At 61.2% G+C, this 24,165-nt stretch carries 27 protein-coding genes; 23 read left to right on the top strand and 4 right to left on the bottom strand.

Annotated features, from left to right (window positions below; all coding sequences use genetic code 11):
- Window positions 1-2: 2 nt before the first annotated feature.
- The 19 genes from mltG to MKZ87_RS18345 all read left to right on the top strand — a co-directional run bounded on the left by mltG (window position 3) and on the right by MKZ87_RS18345 (window position 18,446).
- Window positions 3-1,184, top strand: coding sequence for an endolytic transglycosylase MltG (mltG, locus tag MKZ87_RS18435; RefSeq protein ID WP_266201529.1), 1,182 nt, complete (start codon window positions 3-5; stop codon window positions 1,182-1,184).
- A gap of 19 nt (window positions 1,185-1,203) precedes the next feature.
- Window positions 1,204-1,836: a dTMP kinase gene (tmk, locus tag MKZ87_RS18430; protein ID WP_085696988.1), complete on the top strand. Its 633-nt coding sequence runs from the start codon at window positions 1,204-1,206 to the stop codon at window positions 1,834-1,836.
- Window positions 1,829-2,812, top strand: a complete 984-nt coding sequence (locus MKZ87_RS18425; protein WP_085704736.1) for a DNA polymerase III subunit delta' — start codon at window positions 1,829-1,831, stop codon at window positions 2,810-2,812. The genes tmk and MKZ87_RS18425 overlap by 8 nt, the downstream gene beginning before the upstream one ends.
- Before the next feature lie 42 nt (window positions 2,813-2,854).
- Window positions 2,855-3,211: a PilZ domain-containing protein gene (locus MKZ87_RS18420; protein WP_007950801.1), complete on the top strand. Its 357-nt coding sequence runs from the start codon at window positions 2,855-2,857 to the stop codon at window positions 3,209-3,211.
- A gap of 15 nt (window positions 3,212-3,226) precedes the next feature.
- Window positions 3,227-4,012, top strand: coding sequence for a TatD family hydrolase (locus MKZ87_RS18415; protein ID WP_085704732.1), 786 nt, complete (start codon window positions 3,227-3,229; stop codon window positions 4,010-4,012).
- 341 nt (window positions 4,013-4,353) lie between these two features.
- Window positions 4,354-4,992, top strand: coding sequence for a TetR/AcrR family transcriptional regulator (locus tag MKZ87_RS18410; protein WP_007950805.1), 639 nt, complete (start codon window positions 4,354-4,356; stop codon window positions 4,990-4,992).
- A 138-nt stretch (window positions 4,993-5,130) separates the two neighbouring features.
- Complete coding sequence (locus tag MKZ87_RS18405; protein WP_007950807.1) at window positions 5,131-6,099, top strand: GTP 3',8-cyclase MoaA; 969 nt, start codon at window positions 5,131-5,133, stop codon at window positions 6,097-6,099.
- 121 nt (window positions 6,100-6,220) lie between these two features.
- Window positions 6,221-6,826, top strand: a complete 606-nt coding sequence (locus MKZ87_RS18400) for a DUF4823 domain-containing protein (protein WP_007950810.1) — start codon at window positions 6,221-6,223, stop codon at window positions 6,824-6,826.
- A 15-nt stretch (window positions 6,827-6,841) separates the two neighbouring features.
- The gene (locus tag MKZ87_RS18395) at window positions 6,842-7,402 is read left to right on the top strand and encodes a DUF1285 domain-containing protein (protein WP_085704730.1); all 561 of its coding nucleotides are present in this window, start codon (window positions 6,842-6,844) and stop codon (window positions 7,400-7,402) included.
- A gap of 101 nt (window positions 7,403-7,503) precedes the next feature.
- Window positions 7,504-8,220, top strand: a complete 717-nt coding sequence (locus MKZ87_RS18390) for a FadR/GntR family transcriptional regulator (RefSeq protein ID WP_064383471.1) — start codon at window positions 7,504-7,506, stop codon at window positions 8,218-8,220.
- A 25-nt stretch (window positions 8,221-8,245) separates the two neighbouring features.
- Window positions 8,246-9,121 carry an SMP-30/gluconolactonase/LRE family protein gene (locus tag MKZ87_RS18385; RefSeq protein ID WP_266201523.1) on the top strand — a complete coding sequence of 292 codons (876 nt, stop codon included), beginning with the start codon at window positions 8,246-8,248 and terminating at the stop codon, window positions 9,119-9,121.
- Between the two features lie 270 nt (window positions 9,122-9,391).
- The gene (locus tag MKZ87_RS18380) at window positions 9,392-10,210 is read left to right on the top strand and encodes an SDR family oxidoreductase (RefSeq protein WP_266201522.1); all 819 of its coding nucleotides are present in this window, start codon (window positions 9,392-9,394) and stop codon (window positions 10,208-10,210) included.
- Between the two features lie 143 nt (window positions 10,211-10,353).
- Complete coding sequence (locus MKZ87_RS18375; protein ID WP_266201520.1) at window positions 10,354-11,358, top strand: substrate-binding domain-containing protein; 1,005 nt, start codon at window positions 10,354-10,356, stop codon at window positions 11,356-11,358.
- Window positions 11,359-11,414: 56 nt separating this feature from the next.
- Window positions 11,415-12,959 carry an L-arabinose ABC transporter ATP-binding protein AraG gene (araG, locus tag MKZ87_RS18370; protein WP_266201518.1) on the top strand — a complete coding sequence of 515 codons (1,545 nt, stop codon included), beginning with the start codon at window positions 11,415-11,417 and terminating at the stop codon, window positions 12,957-12,959.
- A 12-nt stretch (window positions 12,960-12,971) separates the two neighbouring features.
- Window positions 12,972-13,940: an L-arabinose ABC transporter permease AraH gene (gene araH / locus MKZ87_RS18365; protein WP_085697229.1), complete on the top strand. Its 969-nt coding sequence runs from the start codon at window positions 12,972-12,974 to the stop codon at window positions 13,938-13,940.
- 174 nt (window positions 13,941-14,114) lie between these two features.
- The gene (locus MKZ87_RS18360) at window positions 14,115-14,828 is read left to right on the top strand and encodes a GntR family transcriptional regulator (RefSeq protein WP_085704720.1); all 714 of its coding nucleotides are present in this window, start codon (window positions 14,115-14,117) and stop codon (window positions 14,826-14,828) included.
- Window positions 14,825-15,823 (top strand): ADP-ribosylglycohydrolase family protein, encoded by a 999-nt coding sequence (locus MKZ87_RS18355; protein ID WP_266201515.1) that lies wholly within the window; start codon window positions 14,825-14,827, stop codon window positions 15,821-15,823. Before MKZ87_RS18360 ends, MKZ87_RS18355 begins: the two co-directional genes overlap by 4 nt.
- Window positions 15,824-16,057: 234 nt before the next feature.
- The gene (locus MKZ87_RS18350) at window positions 16,058-17,524 is read left to right on the top strand and encodes a purine-cytosine permease family protein (RefSeq protein ID WP_085696977.1); all 1,467 of its coding nucleotides are present in this window, start codon (window positions 16,058-16,060) and stop codon (window positions 17,522-17,524) included.
- The gene (locus MKZ87_RS18345) at window positions 17,517-18,446 is read left to right on the top strand and encodes a PfkB family carbohydrate kinase (protein ID WP_266201513.1); all 930 of its coding nucleotides are present in this window, start codon (window positions 17,517-17,519) and stop codon (window positions 18,444-18,446) included. The genes MKZ87_RS18350 and MKZ87_RS18345 overlap by 8 nt, the downstream gene beginning before the upstream one ends.
- Window positions 18,447-18,576: 130 nt before the next feature.
- Here MKZ87_RS18345 and MKZ87_RS18340 read toward each other — a convergent pair whose 3' ends face one another.
- From MKZ87_RS18340 to MKZ87_RS18325, 4 genes are all read right to left on the bottom strand, one after another.
- Complete coding sequence (locus tag MKZ87_RS18340; protein WP_227233212.1) at window positions 18,577-18,957, bottom strand: Rho termination factor N-terminal domain-containing protein; 381 nt, start codon at window positions 18,955-18,957, stop codon at window positions 18,577-18,579.
- Window positions 18,958-19,044: 87 nt separating this feature from the next.
- Window positions 19,045-19,299, bottom strand: a complete 255-nt coding sequence (locus MKZ87_RS18335; RefSeq protein WP_085696974.1) for a hypothetical protein — start codon at window positions 19,297-19,299, stop codon at window positions 19,045-19,047.
- A 51-nt stretch (window positions 19,300-19,350) separates the two neighbouring features.
- The gene (locus tag MKZ87_RS18330; RefSeq protein WP_085696973.1) at window positions 19,351-19,695 is read right to left on the bottom strand and encodes a hypothetical protein; all 345 of its coding nucleotides are present in this window, start codon (window positions 19,693-19,695) and stop codon (window positions 19,351-19,353) included.
- Between the two features lie 82 nt (window positions 19,696-19,777).
- A complete protein-coding gene (locus MKZ87_RS18325) occupies window positions 19,778-20,446 on the bottom strand; it encodes an HD domain-containing protein (RefSeq protein WP_266201511.1) in 669 nt (222 codons plus the stop codon).
- Window positions 20,447-20,594: 148 nt separating this feature from the next.
- On the opposite strand from MKZ87_RS18325, the gene MKZ87_RS18320 reads away from it, so the two are divergent.
- The 4 genes from MKZ87_RS18320 to dgoD all read left to right on the top strand — a co-directional run bounded on the left by MKZ87_RS18320 (window position 20,595) and on the right by dgoD (window position 24,095).
- The gene (locus tag MKZ87_RS18320) at window positions 20,595-21,077 is read left to right on the top strand and encodes a GNAT family N-acetyltransferase (protein ID WP_039770630.1); all 483 of its coding nucleotides are present in this window, start codon (window positions 20,595-20,597) and stop codon (window positions 21,075-21,077) included.
- Between the two features lie 192 nt (window positions 21,078-21,269).
- Window positions 21,270-22,259, top strand: a complete 990-nt coding sequence (locus MKZ87_RS18315) for a 2-dehydro-3-deoxygalactonokinase (RefSeq protein ID WP_085696971.1) — start codon at window positions 21,270-21,272, stop codon at window positions 22,257-22,259.
- A gap of 19 nt (window positions 22,260-22,278) precedes the next feature.
- The gene (locus MKZ87_RS18310; RefSeq protein ID WP_266201509.1) at window positions 22,279-22,899 is read left to right on the top strand and encodes a 2-dehydro-3-deoxy-6-phosphogalactonate aldolase; all 621 of its coding nucleotides are present in this window, start codon (window positions 22,279-22,281) and stop codon (window positions 22,897-22,899) included.
- 47 nt (window positions 22,900-22,946) lie between these two features.
- Entirely contained in the window at window positions 22,947-24,095 is a 1,149-nt protein-coding gene (dgoD, locus tag MKZ87_RS18305; RefSeq protein ID WP_085704704.1) for a galactonate dehydratase, read from the top strand.
- The last annotated feature ends 70 nt before the right edge of the window (window positions 24,096-24,165 follow it).

The following is a 24,165-nucleotide window of genomic DNA, read 5'->3' as shown; positions in this document are numbered from 1 at the left end:
TCGTGAGACGTAAACTTTTGCTGCTGCTGGAAACCGGACTGGTTCTGGCAGGGCTGCTGTTGGGCGCCAGCGCCTGGAAGATTCATTCGGCACTGGAACAGCCCCTGAACATCACGCAGGAAGAACTGCTGGATGTGCCCAAGGGATCCACCCCGACCCGTACTTTTCTTGGACTCGAAGCCGATGGCGTCATCAAGGACGCGTTCTGGCTGCGGGTCTATTGGCGTTTCAATCTCGCCGGCACGCCGATTCACAGCGGTGAATACCGCATGCAGCCGGGCATGACCGTCAACGGTCTGATCGACCTGTGGAAGCGCGGCGATGTAGTTCAGTACAGCCTGACGCTGGTCGAAGGCTGGAACTTTCATCAAGTGCGCGCCGCGCTGGCCAAAGACGAAAAGATCGAACAGACCCTCAATGGCCTGAGCGACAGTGATGTGATGGCCAAAATCGGTCACAAGGGTCTGTTCCCTGAAGGGCGCTTTTTCCCCGATACCTACCGCTTCGTGCGCGGTGTGACCGATGCCGAACTGCTGAAAAAGGCCTTCGATCGCCTCGACGAGGTGCTGGCGAAGGAGTGGGAAAAGCGATCCGCCGATGTGCCTTACACCGAGCCCTATCAGGCGCTGATCATGGCGTCACTGGTGGAGAAGGAAACCGGCGTGCCTCAGGAACGTGGGCAGATTGCCGGCGTTTTCGTGCGTCGCATGGCGTTGGGCATGCAGCTGCAGACCGATCCGACGGTGATCTATGGCCTGGGTGATCGCTACACCGGCAAGCTGACCCGTGCCCATCTCAAAGAAGCCACGCCGTACAACACGTACATGATTCCCGGCCTGCCGCCGACGCCGATCGCCATGGTCGGACGCGAAGCGATTCACGCCGCACTCAACCCGGTGGATGGCACCAGCCTCTATTTCGTTGCTCGTGGCGATGGCAGTCACGTGTTCTCCGATGATCTGGACGCGCACAACAACGCGGTGCGCGAGTACCAGCTCAAGCGGCGCGCGGATTACCGCTCCAGCCCGGCGCCAGCGGCCGCGCCCGAGGCCTCTCCGGCAGGCGAGGAGGCGATTCCTGCCGCCTCCCCCGATACCGCACCGGAATCGTTGCCGCAGCCGCCTGCTCAAGAACCTGCACCGGCGCCTGAACCGGAAGCCTCCGCTCCCCAAAACACGCAATGACTTTGATTAAGGACTGCCTGTGACTGGCTTGTTTATTACCCTGGAAGGCCCGGAAGGCGCCGGCAAAAGCACCAACCGCGAATACCTCGCCGAGCGCCTGCGCGCCGCCGGTATCGAAGTGGTGCTGACCCGCGAACCCGGCGGTACGCCGCTGGCCGAGCGCATTCGCGAGGTGTTGCTGGCTCCGGTCGACGAAGTGATGAACCCGGACACCGAGCTGCTGCTGGTGTTCGCCGCCCGTGCCCAGCATCTGGCTGAAGTCATTCGCCCGGCGCTGGCCCGTGGCGCGGTGGTGCTGTGTGATCGGTTCACCGATTCGACTTACGCCTATCAGGGCGGCGGTCGCGGCTTGTCGCTGGAGCGCATCGCGGCGCTGGAGACTTTCGTGCAGGGCGACCTGCGTCCCGACCTGACGCTGATTTTCGATCTGCCGGTGGAAATCGGCCTGGCCCGCGCCAGTGCCCGTGGTCGTCTGGACCGTTTCGAGCTGGAAGGCCGTGAGTTTTTCGAGGCGGTGCGCAATGCGTTCCTCAAGCGCGCCGAGGCAGATCCTGCGCGGTATGTGCGGATTGACGCCGGTCAGCCGTTGGCCAAGGTTCAACAATCGCTGGATACCTTGATTCCGAACCTGCTGGAGCTGAGCCGTGGCTGAGGCCTATCCGTGGCAGGACAGCCTCTGGCAGCAACTGGCCGGTCGCGCTCAGCACGCCCACGCCTATCTGCTGCACGGGCCGGCCGGGATCGGCAAACGCGCGCTGGCCGAGCGGCTGATGGCCAGCCTGCTGTGCCTGCGGCCGACACCTGAAGCCTGCGGCGAGTGCAAATCCTGCCTGCTGCTCAATGCCGGCAGCCACCCGGACAATTACATCCTTGAACCGGAAGAGGCGGACAAGGCGATCAAGGTCGACCAGGTGCGCGATCTGGTCAGTTTCGTGGTGCAGACCGCGCAGCTGGGCGGGCGCAAGGTGGTGCTGATCGAGCCGGTCGAGTCGATGAACATCAACGCCGCCAACGCCTTGCTCAAAAGCCTTGAAGAACCGTCCGGCGATACCGTGCTGTTGCTGGTCAGCCACCAGCCGAGCCGATTGTTGCCAACCATCAAGAGCCGCTGCGTGCAGCAGGCCTGTCCGCTGCCGAGCGAGTCCATGAGCCTGCAATGGCTGGCTCAGGCATTGCCGGAATGTTCCGAAGACGAACGTGTCGAACTGTTGACCCTGGCCGCCGGTTCGCCGTTGGCCGCTGTCACGTTGCACGGGCAGGGCGTGCGTGACCAGCGCGCGCAGGTTGTCGAAGGCGTGAAGAAGTTGCTCAAACAGCAGCAATCGCCGACGCAACTGGCCGAGGAGTGGAAAAACATTCCGATGCTGCGGCTGTTCGACTGGTTCTGTGACTGGTCGAGCCTGATCCTGCGCTATCAATTGACCCAGGATGAAGCGGGCCTCGGCCTGACCGACATGCGCAAAGTCGTGCAGTATCTGGCGCAGAAAAGTGCCCAGGCTAAAGTGCTCGATATTCAGGACTGGATCCTCGCCCAGCGCCAGAAAGTCCTGAGCAAGGCCAACCTCAATGCGGCGTTGTTGCTGGAAGCGTTGCTGGTGCAATGGGCGAGCTTGCCTGGCCAAAGATAAGAATGTGTACCTAGACTCTGAACATCAGCAGTGGAGGTCAACATGAACGAACCTGTCAGCCCGGGGCCGCGCAACGGCATCTTGTCCCTGACCATCAAGGACAAGTCGGTCCTTTACGCCGCATACATGCCGTTCATCAAGAACGGTGGCCTGTTCATCCCGACCAACAAGAGCTACAAGTTGGGCGACGAGGTGTTCATGCTGCTGAACCTGATGGACGAGGCGGAGAAGATTCCGGTGGCCGGCAAAGTGGCCTGGATCACCCCCAAAGGCGCCCAGGGCAACCGCGCAGCTGGCGTCGGCGTGCAATTCAACGATGGCGACAACACCGCGCGCAGTCGCATTGAAACTCATCTGGCCGGAGCCCTGAAGTCCGACCGTCCCACTCATACGATGTAAGTTGCAGTCCTTTTTATGCTCGTAGATTCCCATTGTCACCTTGATCGCCTCGACCTCGCCGCTCACGACGGTTCCCTGGATGCCGCGCTGGATGCGGCCCGTCTGCGCGGAGTCGGGCATTTCCTGTGCATCGGCGTCAGTGCCGACAACGCGGCCGACGTCAAAGCCCTGGCCGAGCGTTACGAGGATGTCGATTGTTCGGTCGGCGTGCATCCTTTGGATGTGCAGCCGGGCGCGGCGCCGGCGCTGGACTGGCTGCTGCACGAGCTCAATCACCCGAAAGTGGTAGCGATCGGCGAAACCGGTCTGGATTACCACTACGAGCCGGAAGCCGCTGAATTGCAGCAGGAGTCGTTCCGTCTGCACCTGCAAGCCGCCCAGCAAACCGGCAAACCGGTGATCATCCACACCCGTGGCGCCCGCGCCGACACGCTCGAGCTGCTGCGCGAAGCCGCGTTGCCCCAGGCCGGCGTGCTGCATTGCTTCACCGAAGATTGGGACATGGCCAAGGCCGCGCTGGACATGGGTTACTACATTTCCCTGTCGGGCATCGTCACCTTCCGCAACGCCGATGCGTTGCGCGATGTGGCGAGCAAGGTTCCGGCCGATCGCCTCTTGGTGGAAACCGATTCGCCTTACCTGGCGCCGATCCCGTATCGCGGCAAACCGAACCTGCCGCAATACGTGCGGGAAGTGGCAGAGTTTCTGGCGATGCTGCGCGGCGAGAACTATGAGCGTTTTGCCGAGCAAACCACCGAGAACTTCAAGCGATTGTTTCCGCTGGCGAATGTAAAAGCCTGAATCGCAGGCAAAAAAAACCCGGGTTCTGGGGGGTGAATCCGGGTTAAGACCATTAGGAGTAAAACAAAGGCACGCGGTCCCTTGGTACCTTTACCGGCGCGACACTTGGGGGAGATGTCGCCCGACAGTTCAAGTATTGATCAGTCTGGCGTTCAGTCCAGTTGGCCGGTCGGGGTTTTTAAACAAATTTGGAATACGTTCGCTTCGGTTATGTTCTCATTCCCCCCGAAACGTTCGTGAAATGAACAAGAAACACAGATATGGTCGGATGATCCGTGCATTTTTGCGCAGGTTAGGCATAATACGCGGCTTCGAATTTTGACCCCTACAGACCTTTTCTTATGCACAAAGAACCTCGTAAGGTCCGTGAGTTTCGTCGCCGCGAGCAAGAAATTCTCGATACCGCGCTCAAGCTGTTCCTCGAACAAGGTGAAGACAGTGTCACCGTCGAGATGATTGCTGATGCCGTGGGTATCGGCAAAGGCACGATCTACAAGCACTTCAAGTCCAAGGCCGAGATCTATCTGCGCCTGATGCTCGATTACGAGCGCGACTTGAACGAGCTGTTGCATTCGGCCGATGTCGACAAGGACAAGGAAGCGCTGTCCCGTGCCTACTTTGAATTCCGCATGCGCGATCCGCAGCGCTATCGTCTGTTCGATCGCCTGGAAGAAAAAGTGGTCAAGGGCAATCAGGTGCCGGAGATGGTCGAGGAACTGCACAAGATCCGTGCCTCGAACTTCGAACGCCTGACGCTGCTCATCAAGGGCCGCATCAGCGAAGGCAAGCTCGAAGACGTGCCGCCGTACTTCCACTACTGCGCATCCTGGGCGCTGGTGCACGGCGCGGTGGCGCTGTATCACTCGCCGTTCTGGAGCAATGTGCTGGAAGATCAGGAAGGTTTCTTCCAGTTCCTGATGGATATCGGCGTGCGCATGGGCAACAAGCGCAAGCGCGACCCGGAAACGCCAAGCAGCTGAATCATTCAGTCGCCTTATGCGCCGTGTTTTTCATTACATGGCGCAGTACCGCAGGAATATACTCAGGCATAGGGCTTGCTAAAACTTGAATTGTGAGTCAAGTTTTAGTCGCTCGATTTTCCATCGCCGGAGTGCTTCATGATCGTTGACCGTCAAGGCAGGCGTTTTCGCAATTTGCGGATCAGTCTGACTTCAGCCTGCAATTACGCTTGTACCTACTGCGTGCCAAACGGCAAGCGGCTGGTGGCTGCGCAGGATGAACTGTCGGCCGAGGCCATGGCGCGCGGCGTGGCTTATCTGATCGAAGCCGCCGGCATCGAGCGGCTGCGCATCACCGGCGGCGAGCCGCTGGTCAGCCCCAAACTCGAATCTTTCATGAGCGCCGTCGGCAAGATGGGCCTGGAAGACATCAGCCTGACCACCAACGGCCAGCTCCTGGCAAAAAAACTCCCGTTGCTTGTCGATGCCGGCCTGCGACGCATCAACGTTTCCCTCGATACCCTGGACGCCGGCGCGTTCCGCAGCATTGCCCGTGGCGGTGATCTGGCCACCGTGCTGGACGGCATGGATCAGGCGGCCGCGGCGGGGATGAAGATCAAGGTCAACATGGTGCCGTTGCGCGGACAGAATCTCGACCAGGTGATGCCGCTGCTCGATTACTGCCTCGAGCGTGGTTTCGAGCTGCGCTTCATCGAGCTGATGCGCATGGGCCACCTGGCCACTGACTCCAACGCCTTTCTGCAACAGTTCGTGAGCCTGCAACAGTTGCTGAGCCTGATCGGCGAGCATTACGAGTACGCGCAAACCGACGCGCCGGTGGACGCCACGGCGGTTCGTTATGCGATTCCCGGTCGGGGTAACTTCGGCGTGATTGCCAACGAAAGCGTGCCGTTCTGCCGAACCTGCTCGCGCCTGCGCCTCTCGTCCACCGGATGGCTGCATGGTTGTCTGTCGTCGAGCAACCGCCACTACGTCGGTGACCTGCTCGACAAACCACGTCACGAGGCGCTACCGGCGCTGCAGCGACTGCTGGTCAAGGCGCTGGGTGACAAGCAGGAAGTCGCATTCTCCGGCGGCGCCACCGTCATGAAGATCATCGGCGGCTGAGTCCTTCGCCACAAAAAGCCCTGTTTCAAAGCGGATACCTGCACATTTCCAAGGACTGGCGCAAAAGCTGCATCCTACGGCCATTCGCCGGTTTTCCGTCACCGGCTTCTGGAGGATTAAGATGCGTAGCCTGGTTTTGCTGCTGGCCGTTTTGGCGCTGGGCGGCTGTATGACTGTCAGTGACATGGCCGAAGGGACTCGCTACCAGATGAGCGACGCGGGCTTGCTGGACCACAGCGACAGCCGTCGCGTAAACAATTTCCGCATTCAGCCGGATTCGTTCATCTACATCGCGCAAGGCTCGTTCGCACCGCCGGGCGGTTCTTACCCGCGTCCCAACGTGGTGGCCGAAGAGGCCTTCAAAGGCTTCGTCGAATACTTCCCAATGGTCCGCCGCGCCCGTGCGCCGGAAGGCCTTGACCAGGCGATGGGCGAGGCCCGCGACGCCGGTGCCCACTACCTGCTGTACACGCGTTTCGCCAAGGCCGACGACCGCATCGGCAACTCCGATGAGTGGCTGGATCAGGAAGCCGTGGATCGTCTCGGCATCGACGGCGGCGTGATTCAGATCATGTTGATCGAGACCAGCACCCAGTATTTGATTGATACTGCACGGATCAAGAGTCGTGGCGGTTTACTGACGTTCCACGACAACAAACCCGAAGACCTGATCGGCCCACCGCTTGCGCAGTACGCGCGCAGCCTGCTGGGCGTCGGGGACCAGTAATTCAAGGAGTACGCCATGAGTGGCCCGCAAAAAGCCAATGACCTGCTGGGGCAAATCCCCAAAACCAAAGGCTTGCCGCCGGTGCACTTGTGGAACCCGGATTTCTGCGGCGACATCGACATGCGCATCGCCCGCGACGGCACCTGGTACTACCTGGGTACCCCGATCGGGCGCAAGCCGATGGTCAAGTTGTTCTCCACGATCATCCGCCGCGATGGCGATGACTATTTCCTGATCACTCCAGTAGAGAAAGTCGGGATCAAGGTCGACGACGCGCCGTTTGTGGCGATTGCCGTCGAGGTGGAAGGCGAGGGCGAGGCGCAACGGCTTCGCTTCACGACCAATGTCGATGAAACCACCGAAGCCGGCGCGGAACATCCGATCCGCGTCGAGATTGATCCCACAACGCAAGAACCCGCGCCCTACGTGCATGTGCGCACCAATCTCGAGGCGCTGATCCACCGCAACGTGTTCTACCAATTGGTCGAGCTGGCAGTCAGCCGTGAAATCGATGGCCAGCGCTGGCTCGGCGTCTGGAGTGGCGGCGAGTTCTTTCGTATCGGCCTCGAACCTTGAAAAACCGCAGTCTGTGGAAGCAGGCTGCGGTTTTTTGTCGTTGACTCTCAATCGTATGATGATTAGCTTAGGCACCCACAGCGAACGGCTTCGAGGTGTCCATGTCGAGCAGTTTTCACGCATCAACGGTTGACTGGCTGGGCGCCTGGATTGCCGCCGGCCAGGTCAAACCGGGGCAGGCGATCAAGGTCGAGGCCGATCTGGGCGAGCAGCTCGGGGTCAGCCGCACCGTGATCCGCGAAGCCATCAAGACCCTCGTCGCAAAAGGGATGCTGGAAGTCGGGCCGAAAGTCGGCACGCGGGTGCTGCCGATCAAGCGCTGGAACCTGTTCGATCCGCAAGTCGTCGGCTGGCTGTCACGCAGCGGCCTGCCGGAAAACTTTGTCGATGACTTGCTCGACCTGCGCCGCACCATCGAACCGATGGCGGTGCGCTGGGCCTGTGAGCGGGCGACCGTCGAACAGGTGCAAGCCGTGCGGCAGGCCTACAACGCGCTGGAGCGGGCGGTGGACAGCGGCATCGATTACAACCGCGCCGACCAGTTCTTCCACGAATGCATTCTCGCTGCCAGCCACAATCAATTCATCGAGCAGATGGTGCCGGCCCTCGGCGCGTTGCTCGCGGTGTCCTTCGAAGTCTCTGCGGCCGACCCTGATGAATTGCGCCGCACTCTGCCCATCCATAAAGACATGGCCGACGCCATCGCCGCCCGGGATGCCGCGCGCGGTGTATGGGCCTGCATGACCCTGATCGACAATGCCGACCTGGCCATCAAGCGGTTTTACCCGCAGGTAATGGCCGACAAAAAAGCCAGCTGACAAAAACAACAAGACAGGAGGTTGCATGACGTGGACTGCGGTGACAGAGCATCGGGCGCAACTGGGCGAGGGACCGTTCTGGGACGCACCGACCCAGGCGCTGTATTGGGTCGACATTGCCGGCAAGCAGGCGCTGCGGCTGATCGGGCAGAACGTGCAGATCTGGCAGATGCCGGAGCACGTTTCGGCGTTCATTCCCTGCGCCAGCGGCGACGCACTGGTGACCCTGAGCAGCGGCGTCTACCGGCTCGATCTGGACTCCCCCGGACTTGAGCCGCGACTGACGCTGTTCTGCGTCGCCGATCCACAACCGGGCAACCGCGCCAACGAAGCACGTTGCGATGGCCAGGGCCGCTTGTGGCTCGGCACCATGCAAAACAACATCGGCGAACGGGGCGAGGATCTGCCGATCACTCGACGTTCCGGCGGGCTGTTCCGGATTGATCCGGATAAAAGGGTCACGCCATTGCTGCGCAACCTGGGCATTCCCAACACGCTGCTCTGGAGTGACGACGGCACCACGCTGCTATTCGGCGACAGCCTCGACAGCACGTTGTACCGCTATTTCATTCACACCGACGGCAACCTCGACACTGCTCAGCCTTGGTACAGCGCCGATCAGCACGGTGGCCCGGACGGTTCGGCGATGGACGCCGAAGGCTACGTGTGGAACGCCCGCTGGGACGGCAGCTGCCTGCTGCGTTTGACGCCGGATGGGCAGATCGACCGCAAGATCGACCTGCCGATCAGTCGCCCGACCAGTTGCGTATTCGGCGGCGCAGACCTGAAAACCCTTTACATCACCAGCGCCAAAAGTCCGCTGAACCATCCGCTGGACGGCGCCGTGCTGTCGCTGCGGGTGGATGTCTCCGGAAAGCTGTGTACGCGATTTTCCAGTTAAATCCCAAAATATGGGACGCAAAATTATATATTGAGATTATTTGGCGGTCGGGTTTATAGTCGGCTCCAGCAGTAACACGCACTCACACTTAAAAAGAACAAAACAGGTGAAGTGATGCAGCGAATTTCCATCGCACTCCACAGCGGAGTCAGCGCTTCGGGCCGTTCCGGTTCCGCGGCGTGCGCTCGCCTGTTTTGTTCCAGAAGCCTTCCAGACCGGACATCGTCAGATGCCCGGTTTTTTTATGCTTTCGAACAGGAGTCCTGATTCATGGCTGAACCTCTGTCCCTGCCACCGGTGCCCGAGCCGCCGAAAGGTGAGCGCCTGAAAAACAAGGTTGTGTTGCTGACCGGCGCCGCCCAAGGCATCGGCGAAGCGATCGTCGCAACCTTCGCCTCCCAGCAGGCCAAACTGGTGATCAGCGATATCCAGGCTGAAAAGGTCGAGAAAGTCGCCGCACACTGGCGCGAGCAGGGCGCCGATGTGCATGCGATCAAGGCCGACGTATCGCGTCAGGAGGATCTGCACGCCATGGCCAGACTGGCCATCGAACTGCACGGTCGTATCGACGTGCTGGTCAACTGCGCCGGGGTCAACGTGTTCCGCGATCCGCTGGAGATGACCGAAGAAGACTGGAAACGCTGTTTCGCCATCGACCTCGACGGCGCCTGGTATGGCTGCAAGGCCGTGCTGCCGCAGATGATCGAGCAAGGCATCGGCAGCATCATCAATATTGCCTCGACCCATTCCACGAACATCATTCCCGGCTGCTTCCCGTACCCGGTGGCCAAGCACGGCTTGCTCGGACTGACCCGCGCGTTGGGCATCGAGTACGCGCCGAAGGGCATTCGCGTCAACGCCATTGCCCCTGGCTACATCGAGACCCAGCTCAACGTCGATTACTGGAACGGTTTCGCCGATCCGCACGCCGAACGCCAGCGCGCCTTTGATCTGCATCCACCGAAACGCATCGGTCAGCCGATTGAAGTGGCGATGACCGCCGTGTTCCTGGCCAGCGACGAAGCGCCGTTCATCAACGCCTCGTGCATCACCATCGATGGTGGTCGCTCGGTGATGTACCACGACTGAAAAAGCGGATTTCAGGCGGGAAGGTCTGCCTGAAATCCAATCATCATACGATATGACTATTGTCGTCATGATTTGCGGCAAACGCTTCGACCGCTGTAACGCTTTTCAAATAACGCTCAAGAAAAATAACAAGGAGTCTGCTTATGAAACGTCGTTTCGGGATTCGTACCCTTTGCAGTACCGCGCTGGCGGTTACTGCGTTCAGCCTGAGCAGTTCGCTGCTGGCCGCTGACCCTGTGAAAATCGGTTTCCTGGTCAAGCAGGCCGAAGAGCCGTGGTTCCAGACTGAATGGGCCTTCGCCGAGAAAGCTGCCAAGGACAAAGGCTTCGAGCTGATCAAGATCGCCGTGCCGGACGGCGAGAAAACCCTCTCGGCCATCGACAGCCTTGCGGCCAACGGCGCCAAGGGTTTCGTCATCTGCCCTCCGGACGTGTCCCTCGGCCCTGCGATCATGGCGAAGGCCAAGCTCAATGATCTGAAAGTCATTGCCGTCGACGACCGTTTTGTCGACGCCAATGGCAAGTTCATGGAAGACGTGCCGTACCTTGGCATGGCCGCGTTCGAAGTCGGCCAGAAGCAGGGCGCTGCCATGGCCGCCGAGGCGAAAAAGCGTAACTGGGACTGGAAGGACACCTACGCGGTGGTCAACACCTACAACGAACTCGACACCGGCAAGAAACGCACCGACGGTTCGATGAAAGCGCTCGAAGACGCCGGCTTGCCGAAAGAGCACATCCTGACCGCCGCCCTGAAAACCCTCGACGTACCGGGCAGCATGGACGCCACCAACTCGGCGCTGGTCAAGCTGCCGAGCGCGGCGAAGAACCTGATCATCGGCGGTATGAACGACAACACCGTGCTGGGCGGCGTGCGCGCCACCGAAGCCGCCGGGTTTGCCGCCGGCAACGTGATCGGTATCGGCATCAACGGCACCGACGCCATCGGCGAGCTGAAAAAGCCCAACAGCGGCTTCTACGGTTCGATGCTGCCGAGCCCGCACATCGAAGGCTACAAGACTGCCGAGATGATGTTTGAGTGGGTCACCACCGGCAAGGAACCGCCGAAGTACACCGCGATGGACGACGTCACTCTGATCACCCGCGACAACTTCAAGCAGGAGCTGGAGAAGATCGGCCTGTGGAACTGACGGCAGCGGCGGCCCGGGCAGCCGGGCCGCTTGAACGGTGTGATGAGGTGGCTTAAATGCACGCGCAAGTACAGACACAAGAACAAAGCGCCAGTGGCAGCCTGCGTTTCAACGGGATCGGCAAGACCTTTCCGGGCGTGAAGGCGCTGGACGGCATCAGTTTCATCGCGCACCCGGGGCAGGTTCACGCCCTGATGGGCGAGAACGGCGCCGGCAAATCGACCCTGCTGAAAATCCTCGGCGGCGCCTACATCCCGAGCAGCGGCGAGTTGCAGATCGGCGAGCGGACGATGGCCTTCAAGTGCACTGCCGACAGCATCGGCAGCGGCGTGGCGGTGATTCACCAGGAGCTGCATCTGGTGCCGGAAATGACCGTGGCCGAGAACCTGTTCCTCGGTCATCTGCCGGCCAGTTTCGGCTTGATCAATCGCGGCGCGCTGCGTCAGCAGGCCTTGGCTTGTCTCAAGGGGCTGGCCGATGAAATCGACCCGCAGACCAAGGTCGGACGCCTGTCCCTCGGCCAGCGGCAACTGGTCGAAATCGCCAAGGCACTGTCCCGTGGCGCCCATGTGATTGCTTTCGACGAACCGACCAGCAGTCTCTCGGCGCGGGAAATCGACCGCTTGATGGCGATCATCGGCCGACTGCGCGACGAGGGCAAAGTGGTGCTCTACGTCTCCCATCGCATGGAGGAAGTGTTCCGTATCTGCGACGCGGTGACGGTGTTCAAGGACGGTCGCTACGTGCGCACTTTCGACGACATGAGCCAGCTGACCCACGATCAACTGGTGACCTGCATGGTCGGGCGCGACATTCAGGACATCTACGATTATCGCGGCCGCCCGCGCGGTGCCGTGGCGCTGAGAGTCGATGGTTTGCTCGGCCCGGGCCTGCGCGAGCCGATCAGTTTCGATGCGCACAAAGGCGAGATTCTGGGCCTGTTCGGGCTGGTCGGGGCAGGGCGCACCGAGTTGTTCCGGCTGCTCAGCGGTCTGGAGCGAAACACCGCCGGACGCCTGGAATTGCGCGGCCATGAACTGAAGCTGCGGTCGCCTCGCGATGCGATCGCCGCCGGGATTCTGCTGTGCCCGGAGGACCGCAAGAAGGAAGGCATCATCCCGCTGGCCAGTGTCGCCGAGAACATCAACATCAGTGCGCGCGGCGCGAACTCCGGGCTCGGTTGCCTGCTGCGCGGGATCTGGGAAAAGGGCAACGCCGACAAACAGATCAAGGCCCTGAAAGTGAAAACGCCCCACGCCGGGCAACAGATCAAGTTCCTGTCCGGCGGCAATCAGCAGAAGGCGATTCTCGGCCGCTGGCTGTCGATGCCGATGAAAGTCCTGCTGCTCGACGAGCCGACCCGGGGCATCGACATCGGCGCCAAGGCCGAGATCTACCAGATCATCCATAACCTGGCCGCCGATGGTATTTCGGTAATCGTGGTGTCCAGCGATCTGATGGAAGTGATGGGCATTTCCGACCGCATTCTGGTGCTGTGCGAGGGCGCCCTGCGTGGCGAAGTCAGCCGCGACCAGGCCAACGAATCCAACCTGCTGCAACTGGCTTTGCCGCGCCACCGCGCTGACGGCGTGGCGAACTGAGAGGTGACTATGATGACAACCCAAAACGAAACCCTGCCGACCGCGCGCAAACCTCTGGATATGCGGCGCTTCCTCGATGACTGGGTCATGTTGCTGGCAGCGGTGGGGATTTTTCTCGCCTGCACTTTGCTGATCGACAACTTCCTCTCGCCGCTGAACATGCGTGGCCTGGGCCTGGCGATTTCCACCACCGGCATCGCGGCATGCACCATGTTGTACTGCCTGGCGTCGGGGCATTTCGACCTGTCGGTAGGTTCGGTGATTGCCTGCGCCGGGGTGGTTGCGGCGGTGGTGATGCGCGATACCAACAGCGTGTTCCTCGGCGTCAGCGCCGCGCTGGTGATGGGCCTGATCGTCGGCTTGATCAACGGCATTGTGATCGCCAAGTTGCGGGTCAATGCGCTGATCACGACGCTGGCGACCATGCAGATCGTCCGGGGCCTGGCTTACATTTTTGCCAATGGCAAAGCGGTGGGGGTGTCCCAGGAATCGTTCTTCGTGTTCGGTAACGGCCAGTTGTTCGGCGTGCCGGTGCCGATCCTGATCACCATTGTCTGCTTCCTGTTTTTCGGCTGGTTGCTGAACTACACGACCTACGGGCGCAACACCATGGCCATCGGTGGCAACCAGGAAGCGGCTCTGCTGGCGGGGGTGAATGTTGATCGCACGAAGATCATCATCTTCGCGGTGCATGGTGTGATCGGTGCGCTGGCGGGGGTGATTCTGGCGTCGCGGATGACGTCCGGGCAACCGATGATCGGGCAGGGTTTCGAGCTGACGGTGATTTCGGCTTGCGTGCTGGGCGGGGTTTCGTTGAGCGGCGGGATCGGGATGATCCGTCATGTGATTGCCGGGGTGTTGATTCTGGCGATTATCGAGAATGCGATGAACCTGAAGAATATCGACACGTTTTATCAGTATGTGATTCGGGGTTCGATTCTGCTGTTGGCTGTGGTTATCGACCGCCTCAAGCAACGGTAATCCGCAATACCCTGTGGGAGCGAACTTGCTCGCGATAGCGGTAGATCCGGCACATGTGCAGGCCTTATCGCGAGCAAGTCAGGTCCCACAGTTAACCTTTTCTACCGAACCTTCCGTCACTCCCGGATAAATACTCCTTGCTCGTCCTGTCTTGTTTCGGTTATCAATTTGTACATGATTAGACAGGTACGATTTGACAAGAAACAACGGGTGGTCGACGAGCTCGTCCGACGCATCGAAAGCGGCCTCATGGAGGACGGTTTTCTGTTGCCTGGCGAGCATCAGTTGGCTCAGGAATTCAACGTCAGCCGAGGCACGTTGCGCGAAGCGCTGGCCGAATTGAAGCGGCGCAATTACATCGCCACGCAAAGCGGGGTCGGCTCGATCGTCACATTTGACGGGATGGTGCTCGATCAGCGCAGCGGCTGGGCCCAGGCCCTGGCCGACAGCGGGGCGATGATCAATACCGACGTGCTGCGTCTGGAAGCCGTGACTCGCGCGGATCTGCTTGCGCGTTTCGGCTCCGATCAATTCATTCTTCTCGAACGTCGCCGCCGTTCCAACGATGGCACGGCGGTGTCCCTTGAACGCTCTCTGATGCCCGCCTCCGGAGGCCTGGAAAGCTTGCCGCGGGTCGGCCTGATCGACAATTCCCTGACCATCACCCTGGCCGCTTACGGCTATATCGGCGAGCGCGGCGATCAATGGATCGGCGCCGAACCGCTCAACGCGGTGGACGCCGAACTGCTCGGTCGTCCGGAAGGCACGGTGTTCCTCAAGGCATTGCGCACCACCTACGACCGGCAGAACCGTTTCATGGAACAGGTCGAAAGCCTGCTCGACCCGGTGCATTTTCGTCTGCACCTGCAATTCGGAGAATCGAAATGACCGCCCTTGACCGTGCCTTGGGCGCGTTTTACGGCCTGGCCCTCGGCGATGCGCTGGGGATGCCGACGCAATCCCTGAACCGCGAAACCATCAGGCAGCGCTTCGGCCAGATCACCGATCTGCAAGACGCCGGCCCGTTGCAACCGATTGCCGCGAACATGCCCAAGGGCTCGATCACCGATGACACCGAACAGGCGATTCTGGTCGGCGAATTGCTGGTCGAAGGTCGCGGCCGGATCGAGCCGGCGGTGCTGGCGCAACGGCTGATCGAATGGGAAGCCGAGATGCAGGCCAAGGGCTCGCAGGACTTGCTCGGCCCGTCGACCAAACGTGCGATCGAAATGATCCTCGCCGGCCATTCGCCGGAAGAGGCCGGGCGCTATGGGACCACCAACGGCGCAGCGATGCGCATCACCCCGGTGGGAATCGCGGCGGATGTCGCCAATCCCGAGCGCTTTATCGCGGCGGTGGTGCAAGCGTGTCAGGTCACTCACAACACCACGCTGGGGATTTCCAGCGCGGCGGCGGTGGCGGCGGTGGTCTCGGCCGGCATCAACGGCCTGGATCTGGGCGAGGCGCTGAACCTCGGTCAACAGATTGCCCAGCAAGCGGAAGCGCACGGGCACTGGGTGGCCGGCGGGCGCATCGCGTCGCGGATCGGTTGGGCGCGCAGCATCAGTGTCGAGAGCGATCCAGTGTTGCTCGCGGATCTGCTGTACGACGTGATCGGCACCTCGGTGGCCTCGCAGGAATCGGTGGTGGTCTCGTTCGCCCTCGCGCAGCAAGTCGCGGTCGGTGAAATGACGCCGTTCGATGCGCTGTGCATGGCCGCGAGCCTGGGGGGGGACACCGACACCATCGCCGCGATTCTCGGCGCCATGCTCGGGGCCTGCCTGGGCCTGCAGAGCTGGCCGGCACCGATGATTGAAACGGTGAAGGCCGTCAACGATCTGGAGCTTGAGCCGTTGGTGACAGGGCTGTTGGCCTTGCGCTGATTGAACTGACGCCTTCGTCGGATCGCCGCCCGGAGCAAGCTCGCTCCCACAGGGACAGTGCAATCTCAAGGTTCACTTCGAACCTGTGGGAGCGAGCTTTCTCGCGAAAGGCGCACCACAAGTCTTGAATAATCACCCGCAATGGATCGCGCAGACAGGCCCAGGAAGGGCGGGATGTCCAGTCGTTCTGCGTCATTGCCACAACCACAATAAAGGCAAACAGGAGCATTTTTCATGAGTTCATCGAACGCCGGGCAAAGCGCCGGGCAACTGGAAACCCGGGGCATCGAACCGGTGCCGGAAGGCGAGTGCAACGGCCATCCGCTGCAACTGTTCTGGGTCTGGTTTGCTGCCAATATTTCCATCCTCGGCCTGCCGCTGGGCGCCACGCTGGTTGCGTTTCGCGGCCTGGCGATCTGGCAGGCGATCATTGTCGCGATCCTCGGCGCTGCCGGTTCGTTCGCGGTAGTGGGGATCATCTCGATTGCCGGCCGTCGCGGTCGTGCGCCGAGCCTGACCCTGTCGCGGGCGATCTTCGGGGTGCGCGGCAATATCGGCCCGACGCTGGTGTCGCTGATGTCGCGCCTGGGCTGGGAAACCGTCAACACAACCACGGCGGCGTTTGTGCTGTTGTCGTTGTGCTCGATCCTGTTCGGCTCGCCGGTGGAAGCCAAAAGCGCACCGGTGCTGACTTTGATCTTCATCGCGATTTTCGTGCTGCTGACCTTGTCGGTGTCCGGCCTTGGCCACGCCACTTTGCTGGTGATCCAGAAGTGGGCGACTTACGTGTTCGGCGCGCTGAACATTCTGGTCGGTGGCTTCCTCTGCGCGACCATCGACTGGAGCGCGGTGTTCAACGCCACCCCGGCGCCGATGAGCGCCATGATCATCGGTATCGGCACCATGGCGGCCGGCACCGGGATCGGCTGGGCAAATGCCGGCGCCGACATGTCGCGTTATCAGCATCGCAGCGTCAAAGCCGTGCGCCTGGTGGCTTCGGCAGCGTTCGGCGCAGGGATTCCGCTGGTGTTGCTGATCACCCTCGGCGGCCTGCTGTCGGTGGGCAACAACGACCTCGCTTCGGCGACTGACCCGATCGTGGCGATCCGCGACATGCTGCCGACCTGGATGGCCGTGCCGTACCTGATCACCGCGTTCGGCGGTCTGTTGCTGTCGAATAACCTGTCGGTGTACTCCGCCGGTTTGACCACGCTGACCCTCGGCCTGAAGGTCAAACGCGTGTACGCGGTGGTGGTCGATATCGTTGCGATTTTCGCCGGTTCGATCTACTTCATGCTGATCGCCGACAGTTTCTACGGCCCGTTCATCACCTTCATTTCGTTGCTGGCCGTGCCGATCACTGCGTGGGTCGGGATCTTCGTCGTCGACCTGATTCACCGTCACTACTACAGCCCCAAAGACCTGCTCGACGTCAGCCCGAGCAGCGCCTATTGGTACAACGGCGGCATCGAGTGGCGCGCATTCGGCGCGTGGGCGATTGCGATCGTGCTGGGTTTCAGTTTCACCACCATCGGCACCACCGCCGAGAACGTCTGGTTCAAGGGCTTCCTGTCCGACTCGTGGCTGGGCCACAACGGCCTCGGCTGGATTGTGACGTTCGTGGTCGCCGGCGGCATTTACTTCGTACTCGGCGGGGCGAGAGATCGCCGCGCTGCGCAATCCGAGAATGCTCATGCCTAAGATGTTGCACACCGGCCAGGTCATCATCGACCTGGTCATGGCCGTGGATGCGCTGCCGCCAATCGGTGGTGACGTGCTGGCGCAGTCCGCCAGTTTCGAAGCCGGCGGCGGCTTCAATGTGATGGCCGCCGCCGCGCGTAACGGCTTGCCGGTGGTCTACCTCGGTCGCCACGGCAACGGTCGGTTCGGCGATCTGGCGCGCCAGGCGATGAACGCCGAAGGCATCCGCATCGGCATCCAACAGCCTGCAGAACGCGACACCGGGATCTGCGTGGCGCTGACCGATGCGTCGGCGGAACGCAGTTTCATTTCCTACATCGGCGCAGAAGGTGAAGTGACGGCGGCGGAGCTGAACAGCGTCGCCGCCGAGCCGGGGGACTACGTCTACGTCAGCGGTTACAGCCTGCTGCACAGCGGCAAGGCCCAGGCGTTGCTGGACTGGACGCTGGCGTTGCCGAAGGCGATCAACGTGGTGTTCGATCCGGGGCCAATGGTGGAAACTCCGGACTCATCGATGATGCAGGCGTTGTTGCCGCGCATTGATGTGTGGACCAGCAACCGCGTCGAGGCGTTGCGCTTCACTGGCGCAGCCGACATCGAAACCGCGCTGGACCGATTGACCGTGCACCTGCCGCAGGAAGTGCTGATGGTCGTGCGCGACGGCCCGCAAGGTTGCTGGATTCATCAGCGGGGCGAACGCCAGCACGTACCGGGTTTCAAGGTACAAGCCGTGGACAGCAATGGCGCGGGTGATGCGCATGCCGGCGTGTTCATGGCCGGGTTGGCGCAGGGACTGACCGCTCACCAGGCCGCAAGGCGCGCCAACGCTGCGGCTGCGTTGGCCGTCACCCGATGGGGCCCGGCGACCGCTCCTGGCACTGCCGAGGTTGATGTGCTGATCAGCAAAAAATGCACTGACTGAACGCTCGCAATCGCTGGCAAGCCAGCTCCCACAAGTTTCAGTAGGGGGCGCAGTTTTTGCGAGCCCTTTGATTTCTATGGGAGCTGGCTTGCCAGCGATAAGGCCTTCAGCCGTTACATCCAGTCTGGACCTAACCGGCTCTGCGCAACGCCGCAATTAACTCATCTTTACGCATCGACGAACGCCCGGGGATTTTCCGCTCCCGGGCCTCCTTGCGCAGGCTCTCGACCGTTTGCACTTCGCGTGAAGCCTTGCTATCGCGCGAATGTCCCTCACGGCTTACTGTCGCGCGTCGCGCCGATTCCTTGCGATCGTCGGCCTTGGCGCTGGCAGGTTTTCGGCGTCCGGAGCCACCGGCTTTCTCGCCGCCGCCGGACTGTTTGTTTACCGTCGCCCAGGCTCGCGCTTCAGCTTCGTCCTTCGGAACGCCTTTCTGTTCATAGCTGTCTTCGATGTGCGCGGCCTTGCGCTTTTGCTCGGCGGTGTATTTGGCTTTGCTTCCACGAGGCATGGCAGGTCTCCTGGTGGCTGGATGAATCTCGGAATGACCGGCGCAGGCAATGCATCCGAACACTGCTTGCGCCAGTGACCGGAAGCGTCAGTTATCGAGCTTACGCGCCGCTTCCACACCTGCAGCGCTGAGCTTGATCGGCAGATTCAGCGAATGCTCTCCCGCTTCATTGCAAGTGATGTGGCCGTGGTGAATCAGTCCACGCTCCTGCAGGGCGGCAAGGGCACTGGCCACGACTTTCTCGCCGCGATAATTGTCCAGCACCTCTTTGCCGAGGCCGCTTGGGTGGGCATGCAACAGGCGGGTGAGGACTTCTTTTTCCAGGTTTTTATCGACGTTCATGGTTACCTCTTCAGGGAAGCGGATAGACACGTTGCGTGGATGAAGCACGGATCACTGTCCTGCGCCTTCAGAGCCCGAACCACCCGTGGTGGTTTTCGAGCCGACGCCGGGACCGGCGTTGTCGGGGGCGGCCGGAGCGTCGGGGGTGTTCATCCCGCCCTGGCGGCCGGGATCGCTGCCCTGGGTGCGAGGATCGGTTCCCGTTGCGGGTGGCTGGTTGATCAGCGGTACACCCGAACCGTCGGTATTCATACCGGGGGCACTGTTGATGGCGGGTGCTCTGGGCTGGGTGACCGGATCGGTCGGCCCGGTGCCGGCGGCGGTGGTCGAGGCGGCGAATGCCGCCGGGCTGAGGAGGGTTGCGAATACGAGCGCAGTCAACCTTGACGGGATCATAGGGTGTCTCCAGTGATTGAAATCCTTACCTCATGTTGGTCTGCCCTCGTGAAAGATTGGTGCCTGATGATCGACGAACGGTTCAGAAGGGCTGAGTGCTTTCGAGGCCGATCTCTTCCTTGAATTGCTCCATGAAACCCTTCAGGCGCTGATGACGGATTTGCGCCAGACGCTGACCGGCAGCGGTCTGGAAACCGTCGGCGAGGTGCAGCAGTTTGGTCTGGAAATGATCGAGGCAGAATCGCTTGTCGTCGTAGTCCCTTTCCCGAGCCTCGGGATCGTTCGGGTCGTACAGCGCGCTGCCCATACGCCCGGCGGTGTAGAAGGTGCGGGCAACGCCGAGCAGGCCAAGGGAGTCGAGACGGTCGGCGTCCTGCATCAGTCGGGCTTCGAGGGTGAGCGGGGTGATGTTGGCGGAAAAACTGTGGGCTTCGATGGCGTGGATGATGGCGCTGATTTTGGCTTCGGGCCAGTTCAGGTTTGCCAATACTGTTGATGCTTTTTTCGCTGCCAGGCGTGAAGCCTGTGAACGTAGCGGCGAGTTCTTTTCCACCGCGACGCAATCATGCAGCAACACCGCCGCCAGCAGCACCTCAAGGTCGCCACCTTCCTCGGCCTGCAAAGTGCGCACGTTGTGCCAGACCCGTTGCAGGTGCGACAGGTCATGAGCGCCGTCCTCCGACGGTTCCAGCGCATGGGGTAGCAGTTCGGCGGCGAGTGGGGCCAGTGGTTCGAAAGCGATCGTGTTCATGCATGTCCTATAAAGCAAACAACAATCCTTGCGGGAGCGCGGATCGCCGTGTTTCTGTGATTGAGTAGGGTAGTGTTTGGATTGCCATGTGACGAGCGCCGCGCGGCACCTTAGTATGGCGTTTTCCTTTTTCCGACAAGGCCCGTCCATGACGATCGAAATCCGCCCGGCGACCCCCAGCGATGCTCCGCAAATCCTCGCGTTCATCACCGAATTGGCAGACTTCGAAAAGGCCCGTCACGAAGTTATCGCCAGCGTCGCCGACATCGAGCGCAGTCTGTTCAGCGAAGGCGCCACCGCCCATGGCCTGATCTGCCTGCGCGATGGTCTGCCAATCGGTTTCGCGGTGTTCTTCTTCAGCTATTCGACCTGGCTGGGCAGCAACTGCCTGTACCTCGAAGACCTCTACATTACCCCGGAACAACGGGGCGGCGGCGCCGGCAAAACCCTGCTGCGCCATCTCGCGAAAATAGCCTGCGCCAACGACTGCGGCCGCTTCGAATGGAGCGTGCTGGACTGGAACACCCCGGCCATCGAATTCTACAAATCCCTTGGCGCCCAGCCGCAGGAAGAGTGGGTGCGTTACCGCATGGATGGCAAGGTATTGCGCGAGTTTGCCGAGGGCAACTGAGCCGCGCCAGGAATATCGCAGCCCGAGACGATTCCTGCAGGGAAATTGAATTTCTCTGTAGGCGCTGTTTCTGCCTGCGATATTTTTTTGCCTCATCCCATAATGTGGGAATGATATTTATATATTGAGATTTTGTTGTGCCCGGGTTTATAGTCCAGCTCACTCACTGCCAATAACAAAACAGGTGAAGCGATGCTGGCGCAATTGATCGCGCTCGATTGGGGGACGACCTCACTACGTGCTTACAAACTTGGGGCGGGCGGGCAGGTGCTGGCGCAGCGGTCGCTGTCGTTCGGGATCATGCAGTTGCCGAAGACGCCGCGGGTCATCAACGGTCGTGAATGCGCCGAGGGTTTTGAACTGGCGTTCGACGAGGCATGCGGCGACTGGCTCGATGCGCAGCCCGGCTTGCCGGTGATTGCCTGCGGCATGGTCGGCAGCGCTCAGGGCTGGCGCGAAGCGTCCTACCGCGATACGCCGGCCAATGTGGCCGATCTCGGAAAATCCCTGCAAACCGTTCGCAGTCTTCGCGGTGTAAATGTGCATATCGTGCCGGGTGTGATTCAGCGCTCGGCACTGCCGAACGTGATGCGCGGCGAAGAAACCCAGGTCCTCGGCGTCCTGCAGAATCTGCCGCTCGAGGCGACCCATGATCTGCTGATCGGCCTGCCGGGCAGTCATTCAAAATGGGTGGAAGTGGCCGACGGCTGCATCACCCGTTTCGATACCTTCATGACCGGCGAAGTGTTCGCCGTGCTCAGCGAACACAGCATTCTCGGTCGTACCCAACAGCACAGCGCGACGTTCGACGCCGAGGCATTTGATCGCGGCGTGCAAGTGGCGTTGTCGGCAGAGGGCGAGATAGGCGTGCTGTCGACCCTGTTCAGCGCCCGCAGTCTGGGCCTGACCGGTGAACTCAGCGCCACCGCGCAACCGGATTATCTGTCCGGCCTGTTGATCGGCCATGAACTGTCGGCGCTGGCCGCAGTGCAACGACGCCGGCGCAACAGCGCACATCTTCCTTCGATCATCCTCATCGGCAACGCGCAATTGTGCGCCCGTTACAGCCGGGCCCTCGACGCCTGCGGTTTCGCCCGGGTGACTCTGGCCGAGCAAGCCACCGAGCGTGGTCTGTGGCAACTGGCGCTCGCCGCCGGACTGATCGATTCCTCACCCCGTTAACCCTGACTGGAGGCCTGACATGCTCAAGCAAGCACTGGCGCAAAACGGTCTGATCGCGATCCTGCGCGGCCTGCATCCGCAGGAAGCCGCCGCTGTCGGAGAAGTCCTGTATGCCGCCGGATTTCGCGTCATCGAAGTACCGCTCAATTCCCCCGCGCCGTACGAAAGCATTCGCACCCTGCGCAAGACCCTGCCCGCCGATTGCCTGATCGGTGCCGGCACGGTGCTGACCCCGGAACAGGTCGAACGGGTGAAGGAGGCTGGCGGCCAGGTCATTGTCATGCCCCACAGCGATGCCAAGGTGTTGCGGGCTGCAAAAGCGGCGGGGCTGTACCTGTCGCCGGGTGTTGCCACACCGACTGAAGCCTTCGCAGCACTGGAGGAGGGCGCGGACATTCTCAAGCTGTTCCCGGCCGAGCAGACGGGACCTGCGGTGGTGAAAGCCTGGCTGGCAGTGTTGCCGGTCGGGACGATTCTGGCGCCGGTCGGTGGCATCACACCGGACAACATGCAGGCGTTCATCGACGCTGGCGTCAAAGGCTTCGGCCTCGGCTCCGGGCTGTTCAAGCCGGGCATGACGACTGAGCAAGTGGCGGCCAATGCCAAGGCCTACGTGGCGGCCTGGAAAGCCCTTCACTAAGACTTTTCCGGCGCTGCGTGCGCTGCATCCAACAAGAGAGACAAAAGATGAAAATCACCAAACTCACCACCTTCATCGTCCCGCCGCGCTGGTGCTTCCTCAAGGTCGAAACCGACGAGGGCGTGACCGGCTGGGGCGAGCCCGTGGTCGAGGGCCGCGCCCACACGGTCGCCGCAGCGGTTGAGGAATTGTCCGACTACCTGATCGGCAAAGACCCACGCAACATTGAAGACATCTGGACCGTGCTGTATCGCGGCGGCTTCTACCGGGGCGGCGCAATCCATATGAGCGCACTGGCCGGCATCGACCAGGCGCTTTGGGACATCAAGGGCAAGGCCCTCGGTGTGTCGGTCAGCGATCTGCTTGGCGGTCAGGTGCGGGACAAGATCCGCGTGTACTCGTGGATCGGCGGCGACCGTCCGGCGGACACCGCGCGGGCCGCGAAAGAGGCGGTGGGCCGTGGTTTTACGGCGGTGAAAATGAACGGCACCGAAGAACTGCAATTTCTCGATACCTTCGAGAAAGTCGATCTGGCGCTGGCCAACGTTGCCGCCGTGCGCGATGCGGTCGGGCCGAACGTCGGCATCGGCGTCGACTTCCATGGCCGGGTGCACAAACCCATGGCCAAGGTGCTGATGAAGGAACTCGACCCGTACAAGCTGATGTTCATCGAAGAGCCGGTGCTCAGCGAAAACTACGAAGCGCTGAAAGAACTGGCACCGCTGACCAGCACCCCGATTGCCCTCGGCGAGCGGCTGTTTTCGCGCTGGGACTTTAAACGGGTGTTGAGCGAAGGTTACGTCGACATCATCCAGCCGGATGCGTCCCACGCCGGCGGCATCACCGAGACCCGCAAGATCGCCAACATGGCCGAAGCCTACGACGTGGCGCTGGCACTCCATTGCCCGCTGGGGCCGATCGCGCTGGCGGCGTGCCTGCAACTGGACGCCGCTTGTTACAACGCGTTTATCCAGGAGCAGAGCCTGGGCATCCATTACAACGAGAGCAATGACCTGCTCGATTATGTGAAGGATCCGCAGGTGTTCGACTACGACAAAGGCTTTGTGAAAATCCCCAACGGCCCGGGACTGGGGATCGAGATCAACGAGGAATACGTCATCGAACGCGCGGCGGTCGGCCACCGCTGGCGCAATCCGATCTGGCGTCATGCCGATGGCAGTTTTGCCGAGTGGTGAGTCGCTGATTCCCTTCTAAGCGATCGTTCCCACGCTCCGCGTGGGAATGCCTCAATGGACGCTCTGCGTC

The organism is Pseudomonas sp. MCal1 (assembly GCF_026341415.1).
GTDB lineage: Bacteria > Pseudomonadota > Gammaproteobacteria > Pseudomonadales > Pseudomonadaceae > Aquipseudomonas.
This window is presented reverse-complemented; position numbering and strand designations above follow the sequence as displayed.